This window comes from Flavobacterium sp. MR2016-29 (genome assembly GCF_015350695.1).
Taxonomy (GTDB): domain Bacteria; phylum Bacteroidota; class Bacteroidia; order Flavobacteriales; family Flavobacteriaceae; genus Flavobacterium.
This window is the reverse complement of sequence record NZ_JADKPU010000006.1, coordinates 18,769-44,432: the sequence shown is the minus strand read 5'-3', so window position 1 is coordinate 44,432 and position 25,664 is coordinate 18,769. Positions and strand designations below refer to the sequence as shown.

Genomic DNA, 25,664 nt, shown 5'->3' with positions numbered 1-25,664 from the left:
TTTTTGAAAAACAAATATAAACATACCGGTAAGCGACTGTACCAATCACCTACCGGTTAGTTTTATATATTTAAGTAAATTTAAGGTTTTGGTTTGTAATGAAACACTATTAAACAAACACCTTCGCCAGTACGGCTTTTATCTCTAATAACGGCTAATCTTAACGATGTTGCAGTCAATTCGACTACTTTTACACTATACCAGTTGCTTACATCTCCATAATAATCGCCACCGTAAAGCATTTCAACTCCACCATTAAAGATTAGTTTGTTATTTGCAATATCAAAAGTATAAGTTCCTTTTTTTGTAGTTTGCGTATCGTTTGCAATTGCAGTTTGTGTGACATTTGTATTGTATCCGCCATTTAAGTCGAAATACATTTGTCCCCAATTTTTATTTGCCATAACCCATGAATTGCTTGCATAATCTGGAAGCCAGCTCCAGTTATCTCCAGACGCTGCTGGGTAGTCTAAACCAGCCCAACCAACAGGATCTGTAAAATCTAATACCCAAGTTTTACCTGTTACCCCATTTGTAAGCATGTTCCATTTAGGATCATTAAAGTAAGTAGCATCATTTTTATCTACCAATACTTCTACAGGAGCTGCATCTACAGAGCCTCCTCTTGTGTATGCTGTGAAATAAACAGTATATTTTCCTGCGAAAGGAAAAACTACATTGTCACTGCTTTTGTTAGAATGTCCTAATTCGTTTCCGTTTCCATCAACATATTTCCAATATGGAATTACAGTTGGATCATCACTTTTTAAAGTAATTTGATTTTTATTTGCGGCATTTTGAGTTACAGAAAACTTAAGTGTCGACGGCGTTAAAGTTACCGCAGGCAAACTCTCGCGATCTTCTACAGCCTCGCATGAGAATAATAACGAACCGATGGTTACAGCAGCTATTAATATATATAGTATACGTTTCATAATCATTTGTTTTTAGTTAATTACCAACCTGGATTTTGTTTGATTGTACCATTAGAAAGTATTACTTGAGATTGTGGCAATGGAAACCAGCCTAAAGTTTCAGTTCTGAAAGTCACATTAAATTGAGAATCAGCATCTGTGTTATCGATTGCTGCTTTTGCAACATCAACTCCTTGTCTGATCAAATCGAAATAACGTTGTCCTTCAAGAGCTAATTCTAAACGACGTTCATTCAAAATAGCTGCTTTTGAAACCGCAATTCTGTGCGTTGTGTTTTTGAAAGCACGGTCACGAACTTTATCTAAATCTGCTTGCGCTAATCCGGCATTTGTTCCTAAGTTCAATTCGGCTGCCATTAATAAAACATCTGCATAACGAATGATTGCATAATCTTGGTAATTATCAATTTGGAAGTTTCCTCCGTTAGCCTCAACAACTGCAGTTCCAGCTGCATTGGTAATTGGGCAATATTTTTTCCAAGAATATCCTGTGTACTGGCGTTGTTCTCTTGCTTGTGCATCAAAATTTAAGTTTTCATCAGCATAGCTAATGATAGTTGCATTTCTACGAGTATCTCCAGCTTCATAAGCATTATATAAATCTGGATTTACAGTTGCTCCTCCCCATCCGGTTGCATATTTTCCGATAGCTCCACCACGCGGTGCAATGTTAACCTGAAAACGGTTTCCTTCGTGTAAGTCCCAGTTTCCTTTTCCCGATCCGTTAAAACGAACCGCCCAAACCATTTCAGTATTATCTTCTCCTGCAAAATTTTCAAAAGAAGCTGCAAGCCAAAGGTTCGCAAAATCAGCCACTAATCCGTGTCCGCTGTTGCTTACTGCATCATTAATATAAGTTACAGCCTGCGCTTTTGTAATTACACCAGCTAAATCAGCTTTTTTGTAATAATCTGTGTAAAACAAAAATGTTCTTGCGATATAGGCTTCAGCAGCCCATTTTGTAATACGACCGTAATTTGCATTTCCTTTTTGAGAATAATTTTCAGGACCTAAGTTATCAGCAGCAAATTTTAAATCATTTGCAATTAACGCATAAGTCACATCAGGAGTAGCTCTTGGCAATTCAAATTCGCTTGTTGTAACCGTATGGTCAAGCGGAATAATATCGCCAAACATTTTTGCTGCCTGAAAATGAAAGTGCGCTCTTAAAAAACGTGCTTCAGCTTCGTATTGTGTTTTTAAAGCGGTGTTGGCTCCCCAATTTACTTTATCTAAATTTTCTAATAAGATATTTGCTCTGTAAATTCCTAAGTAAGAAGTAGTCCAGATATTTGCATTCATATCTTTATCGATCGTGTATAAAAAGCGATCCCACTCTAAATCTCCAGCTGGATCGGCAATACCAAATCCTCCAAAGCAATCATCAGATGCCTGCTCGCTCACAATAAGCGGTCCGCCGTAAGCCTCACGCTGTAATACATCATAAACAGCAACTAATCCTTCAAAAGCATCCGCTGGCGTTTTATAAAAATTTTCAGTTACTTTATCTGTGTATGGTTCATTTTCCAAAAAATCTTCCGAACAAGCTCCTAAAACCAATAAGCTTGAAAGGGCAAATAATTTTATATATCGTTTCATCGTTTTCATAAATTAAAAGTTAACATTAAGACCCATCATGTATGTTCTAGGCTGTGGATAATATCCAACATCAATTCCTTTTGCCCAAGTTTGGTTTACGTTTCCAAAACCAATCTCTGGATCCATTCCTTTATACTTTGTAAAAGTGTAAATGTTGTTTCCTGCTACATACAATCTGAATTTGCTGAAGAAACTTAACTTGTTTGTTAATTTTGTCAAATCACATCCAATAGTTGCGTTCTTAATTCTGAAGAAATCAGCGTCTTGAACATATAAATCTGAAAATTTCGTGTAGTTTCCGTTAGGATCAGTCCCGTAAGTTACTCTTGGAACCGTATTAGAAGTTCCTTCAGAAGTCCATCTGTTTAAAACTTCTGTTGTATTATTTGTGTAGGCACGAGTTGCATCGTGAATTCCGAAAACGTTTTGACTTCCTGAAACACCGTAAGTATTGATAGAAAAATCAAAAGCTTTATAAGAAAGATCCATGTTTACACCATAAGAAATATCTGGATTTGGATTTCCGATTTCAGTTTTGTCATTCGCATCGATTTTTCCGTCTCCATTCAAATCAACAAAACGAACATCTCCAGGCGAAGCATTTGGCTGTACGCCAGCTTGAACTTCTGCTGCATTTTGGAAAATTCCCGCTGTTTTTAATCCGTAGAAATAACCCATTGGTTTTCCTACCTCAACACGGTTCATTTCATCTAAACCTTGGAACAATACATTTGATTCTCCGTGAATGATTCCTTCATTGTTTGCAATTCGAAGTACTTCATTTTTGTTTGCAGAAAGGTTTGCATTAATTCCGAAATTCCAATCTTTTGCAAAACTTTTGCGGTAACCAAGTGCAAATTCAAATCCTTTATTGCTTACATCACCACCATTAATATAAGGTGCTGTTGCTCCTGCATAAGTTGGGATAGAAGCTAAAACCAGCCAGTCTTTTGTTTTCTTATCGTAGTAATCAAAAGTTAAAGTAAAGTTTTTGAACAAAACAGCATCAAAACCGAAATCTAACTGCTCTGAAGTTTCCCATTTTAAGTTACGGTCTGAAAGCTGATCAGGGCTAGAACCTACTAACAAAGTTTCATCTCCAGTACCAAAATGGTAACTTTTATCTGTTGAACTTACCGTAGACATATAAGCAAATCTTCTAGCAAACTGGTCGTTACCATTTTGTCCCCAGCTCGCTCTAAGTTTAAATGTATTTAAAACTGCATTTTCTTTAAAAAAAGCTTCTTTATCTAAATTCCAACCTGCAGAGAAAGATGGGAAAATGGCATATTTGTTATTTGGACCAAATTCTGAAGAACCGTCTCTACGAACGGTTGCAGAGAATAAGTATTTGTTATTATAATCGTAAAGCAAACGTCCGAAGTAAGACTGAATTGCATAATCTGTACGATTTCCTGCTACTGTATTAGAAGTTTGATCTTTCGCATTACTTAAATACGCATGTTCAAAATCATCAAAAATCAAGTTTCTACCTGTACCGCTCATATAATCTGAAGTATTCTTTTTAGCAGAAGTTCCTACCAATACATCAAAATTATGTGTGTCGCTAATTGAGAATTTGTATTGCAACGTATTTTCAAAAATCCATCCCATCGCTTTTGTACCACTTTGAGTAACGCTTGAAACCGTATTATTATCATTTGAAGAAAGAGAATAAACAGGTCTGAATGAACGGAAATTACTGTCTGTCATATCAACACCAAAACTAGTTCTGAAAGTAAAATCTTTTGCGAATTTCAATTCTGCAAAAATATTTCCAACATAACGATTTACCTTTGTTTGATTAAAGTTGTTGTAATACAATGATCCAACCGGATTGCTGACATCTGCAGAAATAATAGAATGAGCAAAATCTCCATTTGCATCGTAAGCTGCATCAACTGGAGCTGCATTTAAGAAGCTTCTGATACCATTGCTGTAAATTCCTTTATCAGCAACTCCGTTGCTTTTGATATTTGATAAAGTGAAGTTTTCACCAATTTTCAAATGATTTTCAATAATTTCAGAAGTTGAGTTTACGCTAAAAGTAATACGATCGTATTGAGACTGATTATTTACACCGCCAATCATACCTTCTTGTCCGTAGTAAGACAAACCAGTAGCAATTGTAGATTTTTTATCACCGCCAGTAATCAAAAGTGAATGATTTTGTTTCATTGCACCTTCATTAAACAAGTCGTCTTGCCAGTCATGATTTGGCAATGCTGCAACCTGAGCTGGTGTGTATAATGGAGTATATCCAGAATTAACACGTGCTTCGTTGATGATTGTAGTATATTCTTTGGTATTCATCAAATCTAATTTTTTAGCAACTTGCTGAAAACCAGTATAAGAATTGAATGACACATTCATTTTTCCGTCTTTTCCTTTTTTGGTTGTAACCAAAATAACTCCGTTTGCTGCTCTTGCTCCGTAGATAGAAGCGGCAGAAGCATCTTTAAGAACATCGACCCTTTCGATAACTGAAGGATCAAGATATCCGATTCCGTTATCAACCACAACACCGTCTACTACATAAAGCGGATCGCTGTTTCCTGCAGTTCCGGCGCCACGAATATTTACCACCATATTAGCACCTGGCTGTCCTGAAGATGAAGTAACAGAAACCCCAGAAGCCTGACCTTGCAAAGCATTTACAACATCTAAACTTGCTACTTGCTGAATATCTTTACCTGAAACTAATGAAGTTGCTGCTGTATTTACCTTTTTCTTTTGTGTTCCGTATCCGATTACAACAATTTCTTTAAGTTCAGCAGTTTCAGCCTGCATCGTAACGGTTATTATTTTTTGAGTTCCAACTGTAATGTTTTGTGTTTTATATCCCATAAAACTAAATACAAGTACGTCGCCCGTTTTTGCTTCTATTTTAAAATTTCCGTCAAAATCAGTTGCTGTACTCGTTTTTGTTCCCTGTACTAAAACAGTTGCACCAGGAACTCCCATACCGTCATCTGCCGACTTTACATTTCCACTTACTGATTTAGACTGGTCCTGAGCAAAACCAGACTGCATCATAAATACGCTAAGCAACAGCGCCAAACAAAATGGAAGCATTGTTGTTTTAATACAATATTTGCTTTTCATAATAATTAAGAATTGGTTAAAATTTATAGTTAAGTTATTTTTAATCTAATTGTTGAAATCCGAATTAATTTTTATAATAGCGGTCTTCCTTTTCAAGTTGAAATTTCCATCTACGATTTCATTTTTAATTCCAAAAACAGTATCTGACCTATTTTTTTAAGTGAAGAATTATTTGCTATTTTAAAAGTTATAGTCAAAATGAATTTATCTTATGGTTAATTTGACTACAAGTGTAAAACATTTTTTCATATTAACAAAATATTAGGCAAAAAAATTTGCTATTACGATTAAACAACTATGATAATTATGGATATTTCAATAGACTGCGTTAAATTGAGATAAAAAATATTGAAAAAATAATAGTTTAGAGAATTGACAATCAATCATTTAAGGATAATTAATTTTAAGTTGTCAATTTCAACAATTTGATAAGTATCTGATTGTCAGAAAATTATTTCGTTAAAAAAAATATAAATGTTTTATCACACCAAGTATTCATTTTATTTATTTAATTTGTCAAAATTTTGATAACAAATGGTTAAAAGTGCACAGGACGATTCGGCTTTAAAAAGCGAGCAAACCGCAATGAATGCGATCACGATTGACTGTGTTATTTTTGGTTTTGACAAAGGAAGTTTAGAAGTACTTTTAGTACAGCACGGAGAAGGAATCAGTAAAGGAAAATGGGGACTTCCGGGAGGTTGGATTTATAAAAAAGAAAGCACCGATAATGCTGCGCACCGTTTATTAAATGAACTTACAGGACTTGACAATATTTATCTGGAGCAGTTAAAAGCGTTTGGAGATCCAGACCGTTTCCCGCTTCGACGCGTTATTACGATTGGATATTATGCCTTGGTAAAACGCGAAGATTATAACATTAAAGCAGGTTTTACAGCTTCTGATGCTAAATGGTATCGAATCAATACTATTCCAGATTTAATTTATGATCATAATGAAATTCTTTCTTATAGCTTAAAACATCTTCAGAATCGAGTTCGTCAAGCACCGCTTGGTTTTAATCTTTTGCCTGAAAAATTCACTTTATTGCAATTGATGCATTTGTATGAAGAAATTTTAGGCGTCGAAATGGACAAATCAAATTTTAGAAGAAAAATTCTGCACATGAAGTTATTAGTTGCGTTAGACGAAAAACAACAGGATGTTTCACACCGTGCAGCAAAACTATACAGATTTGACCCAGCGATCTACAATAAACTGACACAAAAAGGATTTAATTTTGAATTTTAACCCCAGCCTGTAAGCAATAATGAAATTTTCAGCTTCTAAAAATATGCTAAATCCAGACAGCAAAAAAGCTGCAGAAATGCCACAGCCAGCCGTTGACGGAATCACGATTGACTGCGTTATTTTTGGATTTAACAAAGCAAGCCTCGAAGTACTTTTAGTACAGCATGCCGAGGGAGAAAGTATTGGAAAATGGGGACTTTTGGGAGGATACTTAAAAAAAGATGAAAGTGCAGATGACGCCGCACAGCGAATTTTATACGAACTCACCGCTCTAGATAATATTTACTTAGAACAACTAAAAGCGTTTACGAACCCAAATCGTGTAAGCGAACGAAGAGTAGTTACTATTGGCTATTACACTTTAGTAAATCGTGAAGATTATAATATTAAAGCCAGCTTAACGGTAATCGAAGCTAAATGGCACAAAATCAATGATGTTCCGGATTTAATATTTGATCATAACGAAATTTTAGGCTTTAGTTTAATGCAATTGCGAAATCGCGTTCGTCAAGCGCCAATTGGTTTTAATCTTTTGCCAGAAAAATTTACTTTATTGCAGCTAATGCATCTTTATGAAGAAATATTAGGAATTGAATTGGACAAGTCAAATTTCCGAAGAAAAATTCTGCACATGAAATTACTGGTTGAGCTCGATGAAAAACAGCAGGATGTTTCGCACAGAGCAGCAAAACTCTACAAATTTGACCCCGATATTTACAAAAAACTGACCGAAAAAGGTTTTAATTTTGAGTTTTAGAAGCCGTTTTAAATTTCAGAATTTAACTATCACTCTTCAACATTCCAGAATCCAAAACTTTGCGCTATCTTTGCGCCTTAATAACATGCACTAAAGCAATTGCAATAGCGCAATTTATACCCAGAAAAGACTAAAACTCGTTAAGAGAATTGATATATTAAAATGAAGAAGATACGTAACTTTTGCATTATTGCACACATTGACCACGGTAAAAGTACACTGGCAGACCGCTTATTGGGCGCTACACAAACCGTTACAGCTCGTGAAGAAAAAGCACAATTGCTTGACAACATGGATCTGGAGCGCGAGCGTGGAATTACCATTAAAAGTCACGCCATACAAATGGAATACACTTATAAAGGTGAAGAATATATTTTAAATTTGATTGACACTCCTGGTCACGTTGACTTTTCATACGAGGTTTCAAGATCTATTGCAGCCTGCGAAGGTGCGCTTTTGATTGTTGATGCTGCACAAAGTATTCAGGCGCAGACTATTTCGAACTTATATTTAGCTCTTGAGAATGATCTGGAAATTATTCCGGTTTTAAATAAAGTTGATTTACCAAGTGCCAACCCTGAAGAAGTTAGTGATGATATTATCGATTTATTAGGATGTAAATTAGAAGATATTATTCACGCATCTGGAAAAACAGGTTTTGGTGTTGAGAATATCTTAGCTGCCATTATCGAAAAAATCCCAGCTCCTAAAGGAAATAAAGACGAACCATTACAGGCTTTAATTTTTGACTCGGTTTATAACCCGTTTCGTGGAATTGAGGTAATCTTTAGAGTTGTAAACGGAGAAATTAAAAAAGGACAGAAAATTAAATTCATGGCCACTGGAAATGAATACTTTGCTGACGAAATTGGAACTTTAAAACTAAATCAAGTTCCGAAAAATGTAATTTCTGTTGGAGATGTTGGTTATTTAATTTCTGGAATTAAAGAAGCAAAAGAAGTAAAAGTTGGTGATACATTGACAGATGCCAAAACGCCAACAACTAATATGATTACAGGTTTTGAGGATGTAAAACCAATGGTTTTTGCCGGAATTTATCCTGTTGATACGGAAGATTATGAAGATTTGCGTTCTTCTATGGAGAAATTGCAATTGAATGATGCTTCGCTGGTTTTTACACCTGAAAGTTCTGCAGCGTTAGGTTTTGGTTTCCGTTGTGGCTTCTTAGGAATGCTTCACATGGAAATTATCCAGGAACGTTTAGAGCGTGAGTTCGATATGACTGTAATTACTACAGTTCCTAACGTTTCGTATTTGGCTTATACCAAAAAAGATCCTGAAACTGCGTTTGTAGTAAACAATCCTTCTGACTTGCCTGAACCTTCTCGTTTAGACAGAGTTGAAGAACCATATATTAAAGCCACAATCATTACAAAAGCTGATTTCGTAGGAAACGTAATGAGCCTGTGTATTGAAAAACGTGGTCAAATTACAAATCAAACTTATTTGACTACAGAAAGAGTTGAATTGAATTTTGATATGCCTCTGGCCGAAATTGTATTCGATTTTTACGATCGTTTAAAAACCGTTTCTAAAGGTTATGCCTCTTTTGATTACTCTCCTATCGGAATGAGGACTTCAAAATTGGTAAAACTGGATGTTCTTTTGAATGCACAGACTGTTGATGCACTTTCAGCCTTGATTCACGAAGACAACGCTTACAACATTGGTAAAAAAATGACCGAGAAATTACGCGAATTGATTCCGAGACAACAATTTGACATTCCGATTCAAGCTGCAATTGGAGCAAAAATTATCGCTCGTGAAACGATTAAAGCACTTCGTAAAGACGTTACCGCAAAATGTTACGGGGGAGATATTTCGCGTAAGCGTAAATTGCTGGAAAAACAGAAAAAAGGTAAAAAACGTATGAGACAAGTAGGAAACGTTGAGATTCCGCAAGAAGCTTTTATGGCTGTTTTGAAATTGAACGACTAGATTTTTATTTTTAGAAGAAAGAATAAAGAGAATAGAATAGAGATAAAACCCGATGACGAAAGTTGTCGGGTTTTTTACTGCTCTCAAATTATTTCAATTCAAAAAATTTAATACTATTTTTTTTATAAGTAAAAAGCAATAGATTTACTCTACTAATTAACGATACCATATGATAGAAACTTTACTTAAAGCTAGATTGCAAATTATTTTGTTTATTTCACTTCTAACACCAATATTTGCGAATGCAGGAACTAAATCTATTATTTCTGATTTACGCATTTTTTCCAGTATAGAAAATTCCTTTTCTCATTCAATTGCAGATACAGAAGCTCCAACCGCTCCTACAAATTTAGTGGCAACACAAATTACAGCATCAAGTGTAACTTTATCTTGGACAGCTGCTATAGATAATGTAGGTGTTGTGTCTTATGACATTTATCAGGGAGTCAATATACTTATGGGAAATTCAACGGCAACATCTTTTACTGTTACTCCTTTATCTTCAAATTATAGTACTAGTTTTAAAATAAGGGCCAAGGATGCCGCGGGAAACGTTTCAGTTGCAAGTGTTTCACTTTCGATTAAAACGCTAGACATAACGGAGCCAACTATACCAACCAAATTAACAGCTTCAGGAGCAACTGCTACGAGTATCAATTTATCATGGGCAGCTTCAAAAGATAATGATGCTGTGGCTGCTTACGATATTTATCAAGGTGGCAGTTTGCTTGTTGGAACTTCAACTACCACAAACTTTACCGTTACAGGTTTAGTCCCAAACAACATTTACACTTTTACAGTAAAAGCCAGAGATGCTGCCGGAAATGTTTCTCAGAAAAGTGTTGCTGTTTTATTTGAAACTGTAGATACGCTGCCACCAACAACACCTAGTGTAATTACTACGGAAATTAACCCAACATCTATAAATTTATCGTGGATTCCATCAACAGATAACAGAGGGGTTACTTCGTATGAGATTTTTAAAGATGGCTATCTTGCTGGTACATCAACATCGGCTAATTTTAATGCCACACTATTACAAGCCAATACAAAGTATTCTTTTACAATAACAGCAAAAGATGCTGCCGGAAATACATCTCCTTTAAGCGCCGTAATTACTGTAACTACAGCACCTCCTATTCCTGCTTATTGTGTTTCTACAGGCTTTAGCAGCTCTATACCTATGTCTATAAGCAGAGTACAAGTTGGCTCTCTTGACACCAAACAAGATGCATCACAAAGTGGCAACAGTACGTCGCCGACTACAGATTTAAAGAAAGGAATATCATATAGTATTACCCTTACTGCAACTGAATATATTAGCGGTCAAACTCAGTTTGGTCAACGTTATGCTGTTTGGATCGATTACAATAAAGATTTTGATTTTAATGATCCTGGAGAATTGATTTGGAATCAAGAAGTTACTACAACTTCACCGGTAATAGGTACTTTTCTAGTTCCTGAAAGCGCAATTAGTGGAGAAACTAGAATGAGAGTAACAACTCAAGGTGATGCTGTTGGCATTCCTTATCCTTGTGGAGATTACACTGGCACTTACAATTATGGACACACTTTTGATTATACTGTAAATATTATAAATTCCTCTAATGATCCTAATGCATCCTCACCACCAACAAATCTAGTCGCGTCAGGTACTACTTGGACAACAACTGATTTAGCATGGCTCGCGCCTGCAAATACAGCAGATATTGTTGGCTATGAAATTTACAAGGAAGATGTTTTGATTGGAAATTCGCAAACCACCAATTTTTCCGTTACTGGTTTAATGCAATTAAGAGCCTATTTATTTACAGTAAAAGCAAAAAAATCTGACGGGACAGTCTCGAAGTCTAGCACTCCTGTATTTATTAAAACACTACGAGCTCCAAATCCTAGTGTTCCAACAAATTTAAAGATTACGGATGTAAGTGCTACTAAAATTGACATCTCATGGAGTCCCTCAGTAAGCAGTGGCGATATAACTTACTATATTTATCTATCGTACGGGTCGCTTACCAATCAATCCTTTGGCTCAACGAAAAATCCTTATTTCACGATCAAAAGTCTTGGTCCAAATAGAGATTATACCGTTACGGTACAAGCAGTTGACGAAGCATCAAATAAATCGCCAATGAGTGATAGTATTAAAGGCACTACCTTAAACTATGGTCCCGCTCCACTGCCTGCGACAGATCTAACGGCAACAGAAATTACAACCTCATCAGCAACGCTAACATGGACACCATCGAAAAATGGCACACCTATAACATCTTACATAATCTATAAAGATGGTCAAAAAATTGGCACAGTTGATGGCAACATAACAACTTTTAATGTAACTGGATTGGAAAGTGAGAAAACATATTCGTTTATTGTTGAGGCTGTCCTTAATGATGATTCCTACACTTCTAAAAGCGGTACGCTAACAATTCAAACTGTCGCATTGCTAAAATACTGCATTCCTGGGGCAACAATTGGAAAAAAAGACTACATTTCAAATGTTGATTTTGGAGCAGTCACTCACTTTTCTGGTTCATCCAGCTATGAAGATGTTACGATTTACACCGCTTCAATAACTCCCGGGCAGGAAACCTCTATTATTACAACAATTTATAAAAGCAGTCCACAAACTGAATCTAATGGATTTGCAATTTGGATTGACTTTAATGATGATAAAGATTTTGATGATGAAGGTGAATTGGTATGGAGTTCAACATACAAAAATATCTCAACCCTAAACTTTGATGCTGTTGCAAATTTTACGATTCCTACTACTGTAACTCCGAGAAAAACAAGGCTAAGAATTGCCATGAAGCAAAATGGAATTCCAACATCATGCGAAAAATTTCCTTATGGAGAGGTTGAAGATTATTCAGTCACTATTAAAAAACCAATAGTAGAATTTGAAGCTCCAACTGCACCCACAAACCTAACAGCATCGAACATCAAGTCATTCACAGCTAATTTGTCCTGGAAAGCTTCGACAGACAATATTGGCGTTGCCACTTACGAAATTTATAAGAATGGTATTCTTACAGCAAGTACCTCTAATACAGAATATATAGTTACAGGCTTGAATTCGCAAACCGCTTATTCGTTTACTGTAAAAGCTAAAGATTATACTGGAAACAGCTCTTTAGAAAGCAACACTGCTTTAGTGACTACCTTGGCGGCTGATATAATGGCTCCAACACCTCCATTAAATCTTACCGCAAGCAATACCACAAAAACAGGAACAATATTATCATGGACAGCATCAACAGATAATGTAGGCGTTGTTAGTTATGAGGTTTATAAGGATTACTCTTTACTTGAAACAATATCTACAACAACTTACAATGTTTCAAATTTAAAATCAAACTCAATTTATACTTTTACTGTAAAAGCCAAAGATGAAGCGGGAAATGTTTCTGAAGCTAGTACTAAATTAATGATAACCACTCTGGGCCAGGATGTAACGCCTCCAACTGCGCCAACAGATCTTATAGCCTCTAACACTACAAAATCAGGAACTACTTTATCATGGACAGCTTCGACAGATAATATTGCAGTTACCGGCTATAACATTTATTATCTGGATAATGTTCTTTTTGCTACAACAACAAATACGACTTATACTTTTACGAATTTAATAGCAGAACAAAGGTATTCGTTTACTGTAAAAGCAAAAGATGCTGACGGAAATTTATCTGACGCCAGCAAAAATGTTATAGTAGATACTTTACCGGAAGACTCAACGCCTCCAACAGCACCAAAAAATCTTACTGCGACAACTAACGGAACAACAACAATCTTAACTTGGACAGCTTCTACAGATAATGTAGGTGTAACCAGTTATGAAATTTATATTGATAATACGCTGATTGCAACGTCTACAACAACAACTTATACCGTTAAAAATCTAACATTAGGAAGGGATTATTTATTTACCGTTAAAGCAAAAGACAGGGCAAAAAATTTATCTGATGCGAGTAATACTGTAACTGTAACTACCGATAAAGAAATTTTATATTGTACTTCTGCTGGAACAGATACAGAAAAAGGACACATTAATAAAGTACTCTTAAACTCAATAGACAATACAACAAAAGGAGGAATTGGAGGATATTCTGACTTCACGACAATATCTACAAATTTAGCAAAGGGTCAAAGCAATACGATTACTATAGAAACTTGGACTTCAAACGGCAAATCAAATGTGTTTGCTGTTTGGATTGACCTAAATGGAGATAAAGATTTTGAGGATGCCAATGAATTAATTTGGAGTTCAGCTCTGGTAACTTCAACAGCTGTAACAGGTAATTTTACAATTCCAAATACTGCTGTCAACGGATCGACAAGAATGAGGATTTCTATGAAACAAAACGGAACTCCTGCCAGTTGCGAAACATTTGCTTTGGGAGAAGTCGAAGATTATACTGTAAATATCCAATCAAATCTTTCTGTCGAAGATCATGACACTTCAAAGAATCTTGGTTATATTTTGCATCCAAATCCAGCTCATGATAAATTGTTTGTCAGAATTCCTGAAAATAAAACAGCAACATACAAGATAACTAATGTAGTTGGTCAAAATATTGATGAAGGCAAAGTTGATGAAGCTGGCATTAATATTAGCAGAATTGGCTCAGGAATTTATATTATAGAATTGAATGATGGAGAAAAATCAGTTTTCAAGAAATTTATAAAGAAATAAAAATTTTCAAATAAGATAAAAACCTCGCAAACAGCGAGGTTTTTTATTTATGCTGATGGCTTGGTAAAAGACCAGCCAGACATAACTAGATCATGAATAAATTGGTTTGTTTCAGCACCATCTTTCATTGTATAGATTCCTTGATTACTCGTATATGTCTCCGTTAATTTTGGAGCCAATAAAACTGCGCCAATAAAAATTCCAAAAAGCCCAAAGACAATTGAGAAAGGATTAAAACCAAAAAATAAGTAAATGATAAAAACTAAAACAAATGCAGATATCCCGAGACTAACCCAATTTGCTTTGCTTTGCGTCGAAATATGGATTTTTTTACAAGAGGAACATCGTGGTACTCCAATCGTGATTGCTGCATATTTTACAGATCTGTAGACAATAAGGTTTGTTCTGTCATTAATTGCATAAAGAGATACAAAACAGCAATCATTAATACTTTTCATTTCTGCTTCTCCGCAATAAGTACATTTATTGTTAAGAGGTTCAAATCGTGTGTGAGTTTCATTAAAAGTGTAATTTTCTATCATATATTTTCATTAAAACTTATTTGTCATATTTATTCAAAAATAGCATTTTGAATTAATTATTAAAGACTTTCTTTTTATTTCCACATTAAAAACTCTGTATCTTTGAACCTCTCAACCCTCAAAAAAAATCATGCTCGACGAAACCCCAAAACGATTTGATCGAATTGTCGCCATTCTGATTCAATTACAATCTAAAAAAATTGTAAAAGCTCAGGAATTGGCTGATCGTTTTGATTGTAGTTTGAGAACTATTTACAGGGACATTCGAACTCTTGAAGCTTCCGGAGTTCCTATTTACAGTGAAGCCGGAGTGGGTTATGCTTTAATGGAAGGTTATAGATTGCCTCCAGTTATGTTTACGCGCGAAGAAGTGAGCAGTTTTATTGCTGCAGAGAAATTAATGCAGAAATTCACTGATCCATCTCTTGGGTCACATTACGCTTCTGCCATGTATAAACTCAAATCGGTTTTAAGAAGTACGGATAAAGATTGGCTTTCGAATATTGAATCGAGAGTAGTTATGCAAACTGCCGAACCCATGTTTAATGACAGTTCTCCTAATACTTTAGCCGTTTTGTTTGAAAGTATTGCGGAGAAAAAGCAAGTTCTTTTAACTTATAAAACCTTGGAAGCCGAAGAAGCGAGCAATAGAAATATTGAGCCTGTTGGTGTTTTTCATGATAACAATAATTGGTATTTTTTAGGATATTGTCATTTGAGGAAAGATTATCGCCAATTTAGAACCGATAGAATTCAGGGAATTCAAAAAACAGATTACGATTTTACAATAGAACACGATTCTTTAGAAACATATTTAACGAAAACAGAAACGATACCAACGACAAAAGTTCGCATTTTAGTCGATAAAAAAATTGCCTGTTACCTTCGTTATGAACAAAAATATCATGGATATGTTTCTGAAAAAGAAGTAAACGGACAAATCGAAATGACCTTTATGTGCAGAGATATAGAAAGCGGTTTTCCACGGTGGTTTTTAATGTTTGGAGATTACGCTAAAATCTTAGAACCGGAAAGACTTAAAACTAGAACTTTAGAATTGTTGGAGGTTAATCGAAAAAGACTTTTATAAAAAAACTCCTAGAGAAGAATTTGATTTCATCTTTTAGGAGTTTTTTGTTATAAATTCTAAGGTTTTATCTTTCCCAGAAAAAAGGAGGCTCAATATTTAAAGCTCTTAAATACACATATCCTTGTCCGCGGTGATGTACTTCATTATCAATAAAATATAATATATTCTGTATAACAGGAAATTCGTATTGACCAAACAGATTAAAAGTTTCACTAAAATCCTCAACCGACAGTTTTTCCCAATATTTATTAATTTCTAAAGTTGCTTCGTCCCATTTTTCAAGATATTGCGCTTTAAAAATCAATTTTTCCGATTCCTCTTCGGTAAAAGCTTTAATTTCTTTATTTACAATTCCTTTTAAGCCCGGAACTGCAATTGCTAAAAGTTCATCTACTAATTTTGCAAAAGGTCTCATTCCGCCAATCGAAAATTCAAAAAAATCCTTCTCCGGAAAAACTTCGATAATTCGGCGTGTAAGTGCGCGGTGTCCTTGCCAGTGTTTTAATAAATCTTCTGAACTGATTACTTGTGCATGTGCTTCTAATGTTTTCATGATTTTAAAGTTTTAATTTGTTTAATACTTCAAAATTATTGAGGGTCGGTGACAACAGTTTGTCAGCAGGAAAAAATATTTTACTTTATTTCCTAAACTCACAATTCATAATTAACAATTAAATTTATTTATTCTTCAGCCATTCAAACAAACGGTTGGCATCTTCAAATTTAAATAATTGCGTTCCTTCATTCATGGTCGCGGCTGATCCACAGGCAACACCCCATCGAATTACTTCTTTCAAATCTTTATTTTGAGATAATGCCCAAACTATGCCCCCAACCATACTGTCTCCTGCTCCCACAGTACTTTTTTTAGCAACATTTGGCGCAGGTACATATTCGTAACTGTCCTTAGTAACCAGAACTGCACCTTGAGGCCCGAGTGAAACTACGACAATTTCTGCTCCGCCTTTGGCAATTATTTTTTTTGCGGCATCGTTTACTTCTTCCATTTCAAGGCGCTCTACTCCTACTAATTTTGCGAGTTCTCCAACATTTGGTTTTATAAGATAAGCACCCGTTTCTAAAACTTTCTTCAAGGCTTCTCCGGAAGTATCAACGACTAATTTAGAATTTGATTTTTTAGCAATTTCAGCCACTCTTTGATAAAAATCATCAGATAAACCTTCGTTCAAACTGCCACTTGCCACCAAAAACTTAGGTTTTAATTCTGAAATGGTTTTTAAAATCTTTTCAACCTCAACATCAGCTAAAACATCGCCCGAAAATCCAAAACGATATTGCGAATTTGTATGATCATCAACAGCAATAAAATTTTCTCTTGTTGCCGTTTCCGTTTCAATAACTTCAAAATCAATTTTTTCTTTTTTAACCAAATCTTTAAGCATTTCTCCTACAGGTCCGCCAGAAGTAAAGACAGCAAGAGAACTTCCGCGCAAGCGAGAAATTGCTTTTGAAACGTTTATACCACCGCCTCCAGCATCAAACTGAGGGTCTTTGCATCTAATTTTCTGCTCAGCAATTAAACCAGAGAAATGTGTGCTCTTATCTACGGAAGGGTTTACGGTCAAGGTAACTATATCAAATGATTTCATATTTTTTTATTGTGAAAATGGTTTCTATTTATGAGATGTATATGCAATTTACTAAAATTAAAACCGATAATCACTTTTGGACAAATAATTAATCTTAACGAAATAAATCATAAAAAACTGACATTCATGGTATTAAAAATAAAATCATTCGTATCTTTAATAACCCCAATTAATAAAAATAAGAATTATGAGAGCAACTCTATTTCTTCTTTTATTATTTTATTCGACTATATCTTTGTCACAGGGGATCGTTGTCGACACTACAACTTTGACTATACCTGAACTGATTCGCGAAGAATTAATGCAGAATGCCTGTGCCAACGAAAATAACTTCAAGTTCTCATCACATCTGGGCATTGGTAAATTTACAAGTACGAATCCTAACTTTCCCATTTCAGAAGGAATCATTATTCGTAATGGAATCGCCAAATATACCGAAGGAAACTATACTGGCAATAATGAAAGCAGTCAATTGAATACTGCCAATGACAGCGATCTGCAGGTTATCAGTGACAGCAACGGACAAATTGTTCCGATCACAGATGTAAGTTTTGTTCAGTTTGATTTTACGCCTTTATCGAGTAATTTTAGTTTTGAGTTTCTTTTTGCTTCGAATGAATATGGCGAATTTCAATGTGGTTTCAGCGATGTTTTTGCATTTATACTGACTGATTTAACTACAGGAACTACCACTAATCTTGCTGTAGTTCCGGGAACAAATACGCCTGTTTCAGTCAAGAATATTAGAGATCAACAATATAATTCTTCCTGTTTATCTGCCAATGCCAATTTATTTGACCATTATAACGTAAATAATCCAGCAAATTCGGCCATAAATATGAGAGGTGAGACCAAAGTTCTAATGGCTTCGTCAACTGTAATTCCAAATAGAACTTACAGCATCAAACTGGCAATTGGCGATTACAATGACAGCAATTATGATTCTGCAGTTTTTATAAAAGGGGGCAGTTTTATGACCAATATGGATTTGGGTCCAGACAGAAATATTTGTCAAGGCGAAAAAATCACACTTCAATCAGGACTTATCGGGAATTATACCTATATCTGGACTTTAAACGGAACCGTTATTCCTGGAGAAACAAGCAGTTCTTTAACGCTAGATAAAGCCGGAACTTATGGCGTTACGGCAACACTTTCTGGCTGCGTTATAAAAGATGAAGTCGTGATTAGCGATTTGGCGATTAAACCTCCTAAGAATTTGATTGCCTGCTATACCGAAAACGGTATCTACCAATATGACCTAACTCAAAATAATGCGACTGTCTTAGGTGTTAATCCGGCAGAATATTCACTTTATTATTTTGCTTCTTTGACTGCTGCCAATGCAAACGGCCCAATAATACCAGAAAATCAATTGAACTCTTTTACCAGCTCTGGCAATCAAACTATATACATAAAAGCGGTACCAGTTAATAATAGAAATACGTTTTGCAATAATCTAATCTCATTTGATTTGTTGGTGACCGCTCCAATCAACGTTGTAAAACCGCCAGACTTGAGTGTTTGTGATACCAATTCAGGAAGAGTACGAGTTGATTTGACTGTTCAAGAACCGGCTATCTTAAATGGATTAAATCCATCAGATTATAAAATTATATATTACACAAGCCAAACAGATGCAAACAATGGCAGGAACAGTATACCAAATCCAACCGTCTTTATTACTTCTTTAGCTCAATCACCACAAACCATCTGGGTTCGAGTTCAAAATATTTCGAGCTCAGTTTGTTATACTATAGTAAATTTCGATATCATAATTAATTCGCTTCCGAATGTAGATGCTCTTCCAGATGTTATTGCCTGCAACAGTTATACATTGCCGCCAATCACTTTTGGAAATTATTATACTGGTCCAAGCGGAACGGGAACCAAATTGAATGCTGGAGATGTTATTACAAAAACTGGAGTATATTACATATACAGTGGTTCAACTAGTAATAATTGTACCAATGAGAATTACTTTAATGTAACCTTAGTTTATGAACTCTCATTTGCAAAAGAAGCTTGTGGAGCATACATTGTTCCCCGAGTAGCTGCGGGCGGTTTTTTTACCGAACCTGGTGGCCGGGGAGATCCTATTCCAAACGGCACATTATTTACTACTGATCAGACCATTTATTATTATGCCGTATTTAATGGATCAGTTTGTCGTGACGAAGCTGTGCCATTTATTGTTCATCCCCTGCCACCGATAGACAAACCAAGTAATGTAGTGACTTGCGATTCGTATACACTGCCTTCTTTAGTTAATGGAAATTATTACACTGCAGCTGGTGGCGGTGGAACTTTATTGAATGCTGGAACGAATATAACTTCAAGCCGAACCTTATTTGTTTTTGCAAATGACGGAAGGTGTACCAATGAACATTCTTTTAAAATTGATATTGTTGATTCTTCAATCTTTGTTCCAATTACGCAATGCGGCAGCTACACTTTGCCAGCAGTTGAAATAGGAGGTTATTATGATAGTCCTGGTGGACAAGGAAAAAACATTCCTTCTGAAACCATTATTACCACCTCACAAACCGTTTATTATTATGTCGCCACTACAACTTCTAACAATTGTACAAATAACCTTAAATATGACATTACCATAAAACCCTTGCCTTTGGTCGATATGCCTAGCAATAGGCTTGAATGCAAAAGTTATATTTTGCCTCCCTTGATAAATGGCAATTATTTTACTGGTACAAATGGCGGAGGAAATTCGTTAAAAGCTGGAGACATAATCACTTCAACACAAACCATCTATGTTTATTCCGTTGGAACAGAATGCAATAATGAACATAGTTTTATTGTCGAAATTAGAAAGCTTCCCCCAGTTGATAGTTTTACTGATGTCGTTACCTGTGCAGATTTTAAACTGCCTGTATTGAAAAATGGTCAATACTACACCGCTACAGGAGGCCCAAATGGTTTGGGAACTCAAATTGCTGAAGGAACAAGCATAAAAACAACTCAAACTGTTTATATTTATAATGAATGGCCTGATTTTAAAACGTGCACTAATGAAACTTTTTTTAAAATCAATGCCAACGGAATAGATGTTGGAACTTTCGAAAATATAAATGTTTGCGACAGCTACACTCTTCCACCATTAAATTTAGGCAATTATTTTTCACAGCCTGGAGGCAAAGGTCCCATTATTCCAGCGGGAACTGTTTTAACTTCCTCACAGACAATCTATGTTTATGCGATTGTGGGAACGCGATCGACTTGCACGAGCGAAAAGAGCTTTTCTGTTACCATTTCTATAACGCCCATACTGGTCAGTACACCTGATGTTGCCATTTGTGAAAGCTACACATTGCCTCCCTTACCGATTCGAAGTTATTACTATAGCGGACCAAGTGCGACAGGAACGCAATATTTTGCTGGTCAACAAATAAAGACCAACCAAAAAATGTATATCTATGCTTTTCCAGCGACAAATCAGACTTGTGCTTCTCAAGATGATTTTAATATTACGATTTACCCTTTAAAAGATTTGCCAATAAATGGCGGCATAATTTGTGTCGATTACCAAACCGGAATTTTACTGAGCCCGGTACAATTAGATTCCGGACTTAACTCGAATATTTATACCGTTGACTGGTTTTTAGAAGGCAGTAAAATAAGCACGGGACCAGCTTATACAGCCATCAAAGAAGGAACTTATACCGTTGTAAGTACTAAAATTACACCTAATATTGGTGACGATTGCGGTTATAGCACAACCACAGTTATCGTCGAAAAATCAAGTCCGGCAATTGCAACCGTTACTGTTACCGATGCTTTTGAAGATAATATCGATATAATTGTAAACTTAACAAATGGATTTGGAACATACGAATATCAATTAGATGATGGCAGTTTTCAAACCAGCAATGTTTTTTCGGATGTTGATTCCGGAGAGCATGTTATTACAATTAAAGACATAAAAGGAAATTGTGATGATCAAATTTTAATTGCCAACGTTCTAAAATATCCTAAGTTTTTCACTCCAAACAACGATGGTTTTCATGATACTTGGAACATTACAGATCTCGCTTTTCAGCCTGACGCAGTAATAAATATTTTCGACCGCTATGGTAAATTCCTAAAACAGCTCAAACCTTCTGGACCTGGATGGGATGGTAATTACAATGGAAGTCCGCTTCCTTCCAGTGATTATTGGTTTCAAGCTTTTTATACCCAAAACGGCGTGTCTCAAATATTTAAATCTCATTTCACTTTAAAAAGGTAATTATTTGATGCCGTGGTTTAATGAAATTATCCTTTATCTGATAATTATAGCTATTAAACTATCAACTTTGTACCTTTGCAGCTAAATAACTTTTGGAACTTAAAATAATGATCGAAGATAAAAATCCGCAACGTACCAGTATAGCGCAATTAGGCGAGTTTGGTTTAATTGAACATTTAACCAAAAATTTTGATGTTACTCAGGAATCTACTTTAAAAAGTATAGGTGATGATGCAGCAGTTCTTGATTTCAAAGATAAAAAAGCAGTTGTTTCTACAGATTTGCTAATCGAAGGTGTTCATTTTGATTTAGCTTATATGCCTTTAAAACATTTAGGTTATAAATCAGTAGTTGTAAATCTGTCTGATATTTGTGCAATGAATGCCAAACCAACGCAAATAACTGTTTCTGTTGCCGTTTCTAATCGTTTTCCTCTAGAAGCTTTAGAAGAATTATTTGAAGGAATTACACACGCCGCAAAAGAATATAAAGTTGATGTTATTGGAGGAGACACTACCTCGTCTCAAAAAGGATTAATTATCAGCATTACCGCAATTGGTGAGGCTAACGAAGATGAAATCGTATACCGAAATGGAGCTAAACAAACTGACTTATTAGTTGTTACCGGAGATATCGGTGCTGCTTACATGGGATTACAGGTTTTAGAACGAGAAAAACAGGTTTTTCAGGTAAATCCTAACAGTCAGCCCGATTTAGATATGTACAGTTATTTAATCGAGCGCCAGTTGAAACCGGAAGCAAGAAAAGATGTTCGTACTTTATTGCACGCGCTTGAGATAAAACCAACTTCTATGATTGATATATCTGACGGATTATCATCAGAAATTATTCATTTGTGCAAACAGTCTAAAGTGGGATGTAATTTATATGAAGATAAACTGCCTTTAGATCCGCAATTTATTTCGACTTGCGAAGAGTTTAATATTGACAGTACAACAGTTGCTATTAATGGCGGCGAAGATTATGAATTACTATTCACAATCGATATTAACGATTTTGACAAAATAAAAGGAAATCCAAACTTCTCAATTATCGGCCACATGGCAGATGAAAGCGAGGGAATTCATTTGGTAACCCGTGCTAATACAAAAATTGCTCTAAAAGCAAGAGGCTGGGATGCTTTGAGTGAGTAGTTTTAAAAATTTCAAATAAAAAAATTCCAAACTCCAATACTATTATACATTGGAATTTGGAATTTTTTTATCTGAAATTTTATATTTAGAAAAGCCCTTTGCTTTTTGCTTCTTTTACCAATTCTTCATCAGAGCCGGATTTTATTTTAAGAAGTTCTTTTAAATTGATTCTGCGCTTTTCGATTGCGTTTAAGGAAATAGGAATGTATTGAGACATTTCTTCAACTTTCGTTCCTTTTGACAAATGAAATAAAATCTGTTTATCAAACTGATCAATTTCAATTGAATTATGAGGTGATTGATTCAGCATTTTTACAACAGACTGACTGTAATATTTTTCGTTTTTAATTACCTTATCAAAAGCAAAAAGCAACTCATCAAAAGTGAGATCATTTTTTATGATCAGTCCATTGGGCTGAATGGTTCTGATAATTGTTTTTATCTTAAGAAGTTCTGTATACATTGTTAGCAAGATAATCTTGCAATATGGCATTTTTTTCATGATAAGCTTTGCCAAATCTTCTCCAGAATAAAGCTCTTTCTCTTCATATGCTGGCATACTGATATCTAGAAAAGCAATATCAAAATTTGGAGTTGCTTCATCTTCAAGCAAATCATAGGCAGATCTGCAGTCGTAAGCTTGCGAAATAACAAAGTCATACTCTTTTGGATTATACCGCGTAATTGCATTTTTATATCCCTCAATAATAAAAGGGTGATCATCTACGATTAGAATATTTCGCTTAATTGTTTGCGAAGATGAGGCTGTAAGGTCAAATGTCATTATTATGCAGGTTAATTTTTTGATCTATTGGGACTTTAACTATTAGAAGTGTTCCTTCTCCTTTGGCAGATTTTATCGTAACTGTACCCTTACATTCTGTCGCTCTGTATTGAATATTATGCAATCCTATACCATTTTTGGTTCTTTTTGTATTAAAACCTATACCATCATCCAGAATAGATAAAACCAAATGATCTATCTCGCTTTTAAATTCAACCCTGATAATATTTGCTTTAGCATATTTATTACAGTTTTGAAGCGCTTCCTGCACTATTCTGTATAAATTAATTTTAACAGCATTGCTGACCAATTCCCATTTTATATGAGAATCAAATTTTGTAATTAATTCTGAATCGTACGTGTTCTGCTGATTTTCAAACAGTTTCGACAAAATTGCCACAAAATTATTAATTAATTCTGATTTTTCTCTATTTAAATCATGCGAAATTTCTCGTATATCTTCTTCTATGTGTTTAAGTTCTGTTAAGTATTTTTTTCTTTTTGGAGCTGCCTGCGCTTCATCTATTTTATCTAAACTGTCTAAACTTATTCTCACGCCAAACATTCGGCCCAAAACACCATCATGAAGCTCTTGCGCAACTTTTTTCTTCTCTTTTATACGAGTCAGCTCGATGTCATTTTGCTGCGAGATCATCAAATTATAAATATCTTCATTGGCAATCTGCTGTTGCTGTTTAAAAAGCAATTCACGATTCTTTGCCTGCTGTGTTTTGTATACATAGAAAAATAACCCCGCTAATGTACAAATACTAAAAACATATACTAATGTTTTATTCTTTTCCTGCAAATTCGAATTTTGATCTTTTATTTCGTTTGTTTCATATTCAATACGGGAAAATTTCTCTCCCATTTTGCGTTCTGATTTCAGCATTTTTTCATTTAATCGAATGTATTCCTTTGAATAAGTCGAAGCATTTCTTGGGTCAACAATTGCAACTTGTTTAAGAGCATCTATCGTATTCCCTATTTTATTTGAATTTCTGGCTAAAATTAATGCTTGTTTTGAAAATTGAATTGCTCTAAAAGTATCTCTTTTAAAAGCAAAGTATTCAGACAAGTGAATCTTATTTGAGATTATTCCAGATTTTAATCCCAGACTGTCTCTTATTCGCAAAGCTTTAAAAAACTGATCAGGAAGTCCGTCTGATTCTTTTAATTTAAATTTGGAATACGCCAAATTATCTAATAACATGGCATATAAAACTACCTTTTCCTTAAAAAGATTTTTTTCCTTTAATCCGCGTTGAAAATATTTTTTGGCCTGCTCATAATCGCGCATACTGATATAAACAAATCCTATATTATTTAACGAAGTTGCTCTTAGCTGAAGTTCTGATGGTATAGAATTATCATTTAAAACTTCTAAAGCTTTATTATGAAATTCTAATGATTTTGTATATTCTTCTCTGTCGCTATATAATATGCCTAAAAGATTATAACACTCATAAAGTAAATCATTAACATTCTTTTGTTTTTTTAAAATACTTAATGCTTTAAAAACAGCAATTTCACTTTCAAAAAAATCTCCTTCGTTGTACTGAAGGCTTGCTTTGCTTAAGAATGCTTTTGCTAAATTATAATCATCATTAATTTGCAAATAGATTTTTTGAGCTCTAAAAAAAAACAAAAAAGCACTATCTGCGATTCCTTCAGAACTATAATAATCTCCCAAATAAGTATAAGCTTTTGCTGTGCTAACAGAATCTTTTGCACTTTTGGATCTTTCTAGGACTAAATGTGATATTTGCTGATATGATTTTAAATCATTCATATTATAATATCGATTAGCAATTTTAAAAAGATTAACTCTATTCATTGAATCATTTTCTTGATTGCTAACAATAGAAAAAGCTTTATGGTTATATTTTTGCTTGTAGTCATAAGACAAATTAATATCATTAGCCAATGATAGGTAT

At 34.8% G+C, this 25,664-nt stretch carries 15 protein-coding genes; 7 read left to right on the top strand and 8 right to left on the bottom strand.

Annotated features, from left to right (window positions below; translation table 11 throughout):
* Positions 1–80: 80 nt before the first annotated feature.
* The 3 genes from IR010_RS13880 to IR010_RS13870 are packed head-to-tail and all read right to left on the bottom strand — an operon-like array spanning position 81 to position 5,638.
* Entirely contained in the window at positions 81–935 is an 855-nt protein-coding gene (locus IR010_RS13880; RefSeq protein ID WP_194604661.1) for a hypothetical protein, read from the bottom strand.
* A 20-nt stretch (positions 936–955) separates the two neighbouring features.
* Positions 956–2,533, bottom strand: coding sequence for a RagB/SusD family nutrient uptake outer membrane protein (locus IR010_RS13875; RefSeq protein ID WP_194604658.1), 1,578 nt, complete (start codon positions 2,531–2,533; stop codon positions 956–958).
* Positions 2,534–2,545: 12 nt separating this feature from the next.
* A complete protein-coding gene (locus IR010_RS13870; RefSeq protein WP_194604655.1) occupies positions 2,546–5,638 on the bottom strand; it encodes a SusC/RagA family TonB-linked outer membrane protein in 3,093 nt (1,030 codons plus the stop codon).
* 534 nt (positions 5,639–6,172) lie between these two features.
* Between IR010_RS13870 and IR010_RS13865 the strand changes: the two genes are divergently transcribed.
* The 4 genes from IR010_RS13865 to IR010_RS13850 all read left to right on the top strand — a co-directional run bounded on the left by IR010_RS13865 (position 6,173) and on the right by IR010_RS13850 (position 14,301).
* Positions 6,173–6,889, top strand: a complete 717-nt coding sequence (locus tag IR010_RS13865) for an NUDIX hydrolase (RefSeq protein WP_194570195.1) — start codon at positions 6,173–6,175, stop codon at positions 6,887–6,889.
* A gap of 43 nt (positions 6,890–6,932) precedes the next feature.
* Positions 6,933–7,646 carry an NUDIX hydrolase gene (locus IR010_RS13860; RefSeq protein ID WP_157494980.1) on the top strand — a complete coding sequence of 238 codons (714 nt, stop codon included), beginning with the start codon at positions 6,933–6,935 and terminating at the stop codon, positions 7,644–7,646.
* Positions 7,647–7,808: 162 nt separating this feature from the next.
* Complete coding sequence (gene lepA, locus IR010_RS13855) at positions 7,809–9,605, top strand: translation elongation factor 4 (RefSeq protein ID WP_029270966.1); 1,797 nt, start codon at positions 7,809–7,811, stop codon at positions 9,603–9,605.
* 169 nt (positions 9,606–9,774) lie between these two features.
* Positions 9,775–14,301, top strand: a complete 4,527-nt coding sequence (locus IR010_RS13850; protein ID WP_194604652.1) for a fibronectin type III domain-containing protein — start codon at positions 9,775–9,777, stop codon at positions 14,299–14,301.
* Positions 14,302–14,348: 47 nt separating this feature from the next.
* Here the strand turns inward: IR010_RS13850 and IR010_RS13845 are convergent, their stop codons facing one another.
* A complete protein-coding gene (locus IR010_RS13845) occupies positions 14,349–14,843 on the bottom strand; it encodes a hypothetical protein (RefSeq protein ID WP_029270968.1) in 495 nt (164 codons plus the stop codon).
* A gap of 130 nt (positions 14,844–14,973) precedes the next feature.
* Here IR010_RS13845 and IR010_RS13840 point away from each other — a divergent pair, with 130 nt between their 5' ends.
* Positions 14,974–15,933: a helix-turn-helix transcriptional regulator gene (locus IR010_RS13840; RefSeq protein ID WP_029270970.1), complete on the top strand. Its 960-nt coding sequence runs from the start codon at positions 14,974–14,976 to the stop codon at positions 15,931–15,933.
* A gap of 64 nt (positions 15,934–15,997) precedes the next feature.
* Here IR010_RS13840 and IR010_RS13835 read toward each other — a convergent pair whose 3' ends face one another.
* Together IR010_RS13835 and IR010_RS13830 are read right to left on the bottom strand one after the other, a co-directional pair.
* Positions 15,998–16,486, bottom strand: coding sequence for a DinB family protein (locus tag IR010_RS13835; RefSeq protein WP_029270972.1), 489 nt, complete (start codon positions 16,484–16,486; stop codon positions 15,998–16,000).
* Between the two features lie 124 nt (positions 16,487–16,610).
* Positions 16,611–17,543, bottom strand: a complete 933-nt coding sequence (locus IR010_RS13830; RefSeq protein ID WP_194604649.1) for a 1-phosphofructokinase family hexose kinase — start codon at positions 17,541–17,543, stop codon at positions 16,611–16,613.
* Positions 17,544–17,730: 187 nt separating this feature from the next.
* Here IR010_RS13830 and IR010_RS13825 point away from each other — a divergent pair, with 187 nt between their 5' ends.
* Together IR010_RS13825 and thiL are read left to right on the top strand one after the other, a co-directional pair.
* Entirely contained in the window at positions 17,731–21,789 is a 4,059-nt protein-coding gene (locus IR010_RS13825) for a T9SS type B sorting domain-containing protein (RefSeq protein WP_194604647.1), read from the top strand.
* 107 nt (positions 21,790–21,896) lie between these two features.
* On the top strand, positions 21,897–22,943 hold the full coding sequence (gene thiL, locus IR010_RS13820; protein ID WP_029270978.1) for a thiamine-phosphate kinase: 1,047 nt from the start codon (positions 21,897–21,899) through the stop codon (positions 22,941–22,943).
* An 85-nt stretch (positions 22,944–23,028) separates the two neighbouring features.
* On the opposite strand, the gene IR010_RS13815 is transcribed toward thiL, so the two are convergent.
* Complete coding sequence (locus IR010_RS13815; protein ID WP_029270980.1) at positions 23,029–23,727, bottom strand: response regulator transcription factor; 699 nt, start codon at positions 23,725–23,727, stop codon at positions 23,029–23,031.
* Positions 23,717–25,564, bottom strand: coding sequence for an ATP-binding protein (locus IR010_RS13810; RefSeq protein WP_317174474.1), 1,848 nt, complete (start codon positions 25,562–25,564; stop codon positions 23,717–23,719). The genes IR010_RS13815 and IR010_RS13810 overlap by 11 nt, the downstream gene beginning before the upstream one ends.
* Between the last annotated feature and the right edge of the window lie 100 nt (positions 25,565–25,664).

Bases quoted from the DNA above. Each gene is read 5' to 3' on its own strand.
- IR010_RS13880 (WP_194604661.1), bottom strand. From the start codon at position 935: ATGAAACGTATACTATATATATTAATAGCTGCTGTAACCATCGGTTCG.
- IR010_RS13875 (WP_194604658.1), bottom strand. From the start codon at position 2,533: ATGAAACGATATATAAAATTATTTGCCCTTTCAAGCTTATTGGTTTTA.
- IR010_RS13870 (WP_194604655.1), bottom strand. From the start codon at position 5,638: ATGAAAAGCAAATATTGTATTAAAACAACAATGCTTCCATTTTGTTTG.
- IR010_RS13865 (WP_194570195.1), top strand. From the start codon at position 6,173: ATGGTTAAAAGTGCACAGGACGATTCGGCTTTAAAAAGCGAGCAAACC.
- IR010_RS13860 (WP_157494980.1), top strand. From the start codon at position 6,933: ATGCTAAATCCAGACAGCAAAAAAGCTGCAGAAATGCCACAGCCAGCC.
- lepA (WP_029270966.1), top strand. From the start codon at position 7,809: ATGAAGAAGATACGTAACTTTTGCATTATTGCACACATTGACCACGGT.
- IR010_RS13850 (WP_194604652.1), top strand. From the start codon at position 9,775: ATGATAGAAACTTTACTTAAAGCTAGATTGCAAATTATTTTGTTTATT.
- IR010_RS13845 (WP_029270968.1), bottom strand. From the start codon at position 14,843: ATGATAGAAAATTACACTTTTAATGAAACTCACACACGATTTGAACCT.
- IR010_RS13840 (WP_029270970.1), top strand. From the start codon at position 14,974: ATGCTCGACGAAACCCCAAAACGATTTGATCGAATTGTCGCCATTCTG.
- IR010_RS13835 (WP_029270972.1), bottom strand. From the start codon at position 16,486: ATGAAAACATTAGAAGCACATGCACAAGTAATCAGTTCAGAAGATTTA.
- IR010_RS13830 (WP_194604649.1), bottom strand. From the start codon at position 17,543: ATGAAATCATTTGATATAGTTACCTTGACCGTAAACCCTTCCGTAGAT.
- IR010_RS13825 (WP_194604647.1), top strand. From the start codon at position 17,731: ATGAGAGCAACTCTATTTCTTCTTTTATTATTTTATTCGACTATATCT.
- thiL (WP_029270978.1), top strand. From the start codon at position 21,897: ATGATCGAAGATAAAAATCCGCAACGTACCAGTATAGCGCAATTAGGC.
- IR010_RS13815 (WP_029270980.1), bottom strand. From the start codon at position 23,727: ATGACATTTGACCTTACAGCCTCATCTTCGCAAACAATTAAGCGAAAT.
- IR010_RS13810 (WP_317174474.1), bottom strand. From the start codon at position 25,564: ATGAATAGAGTTAATCTTTTTAAAATTGCTAATCGATATTATAATATG.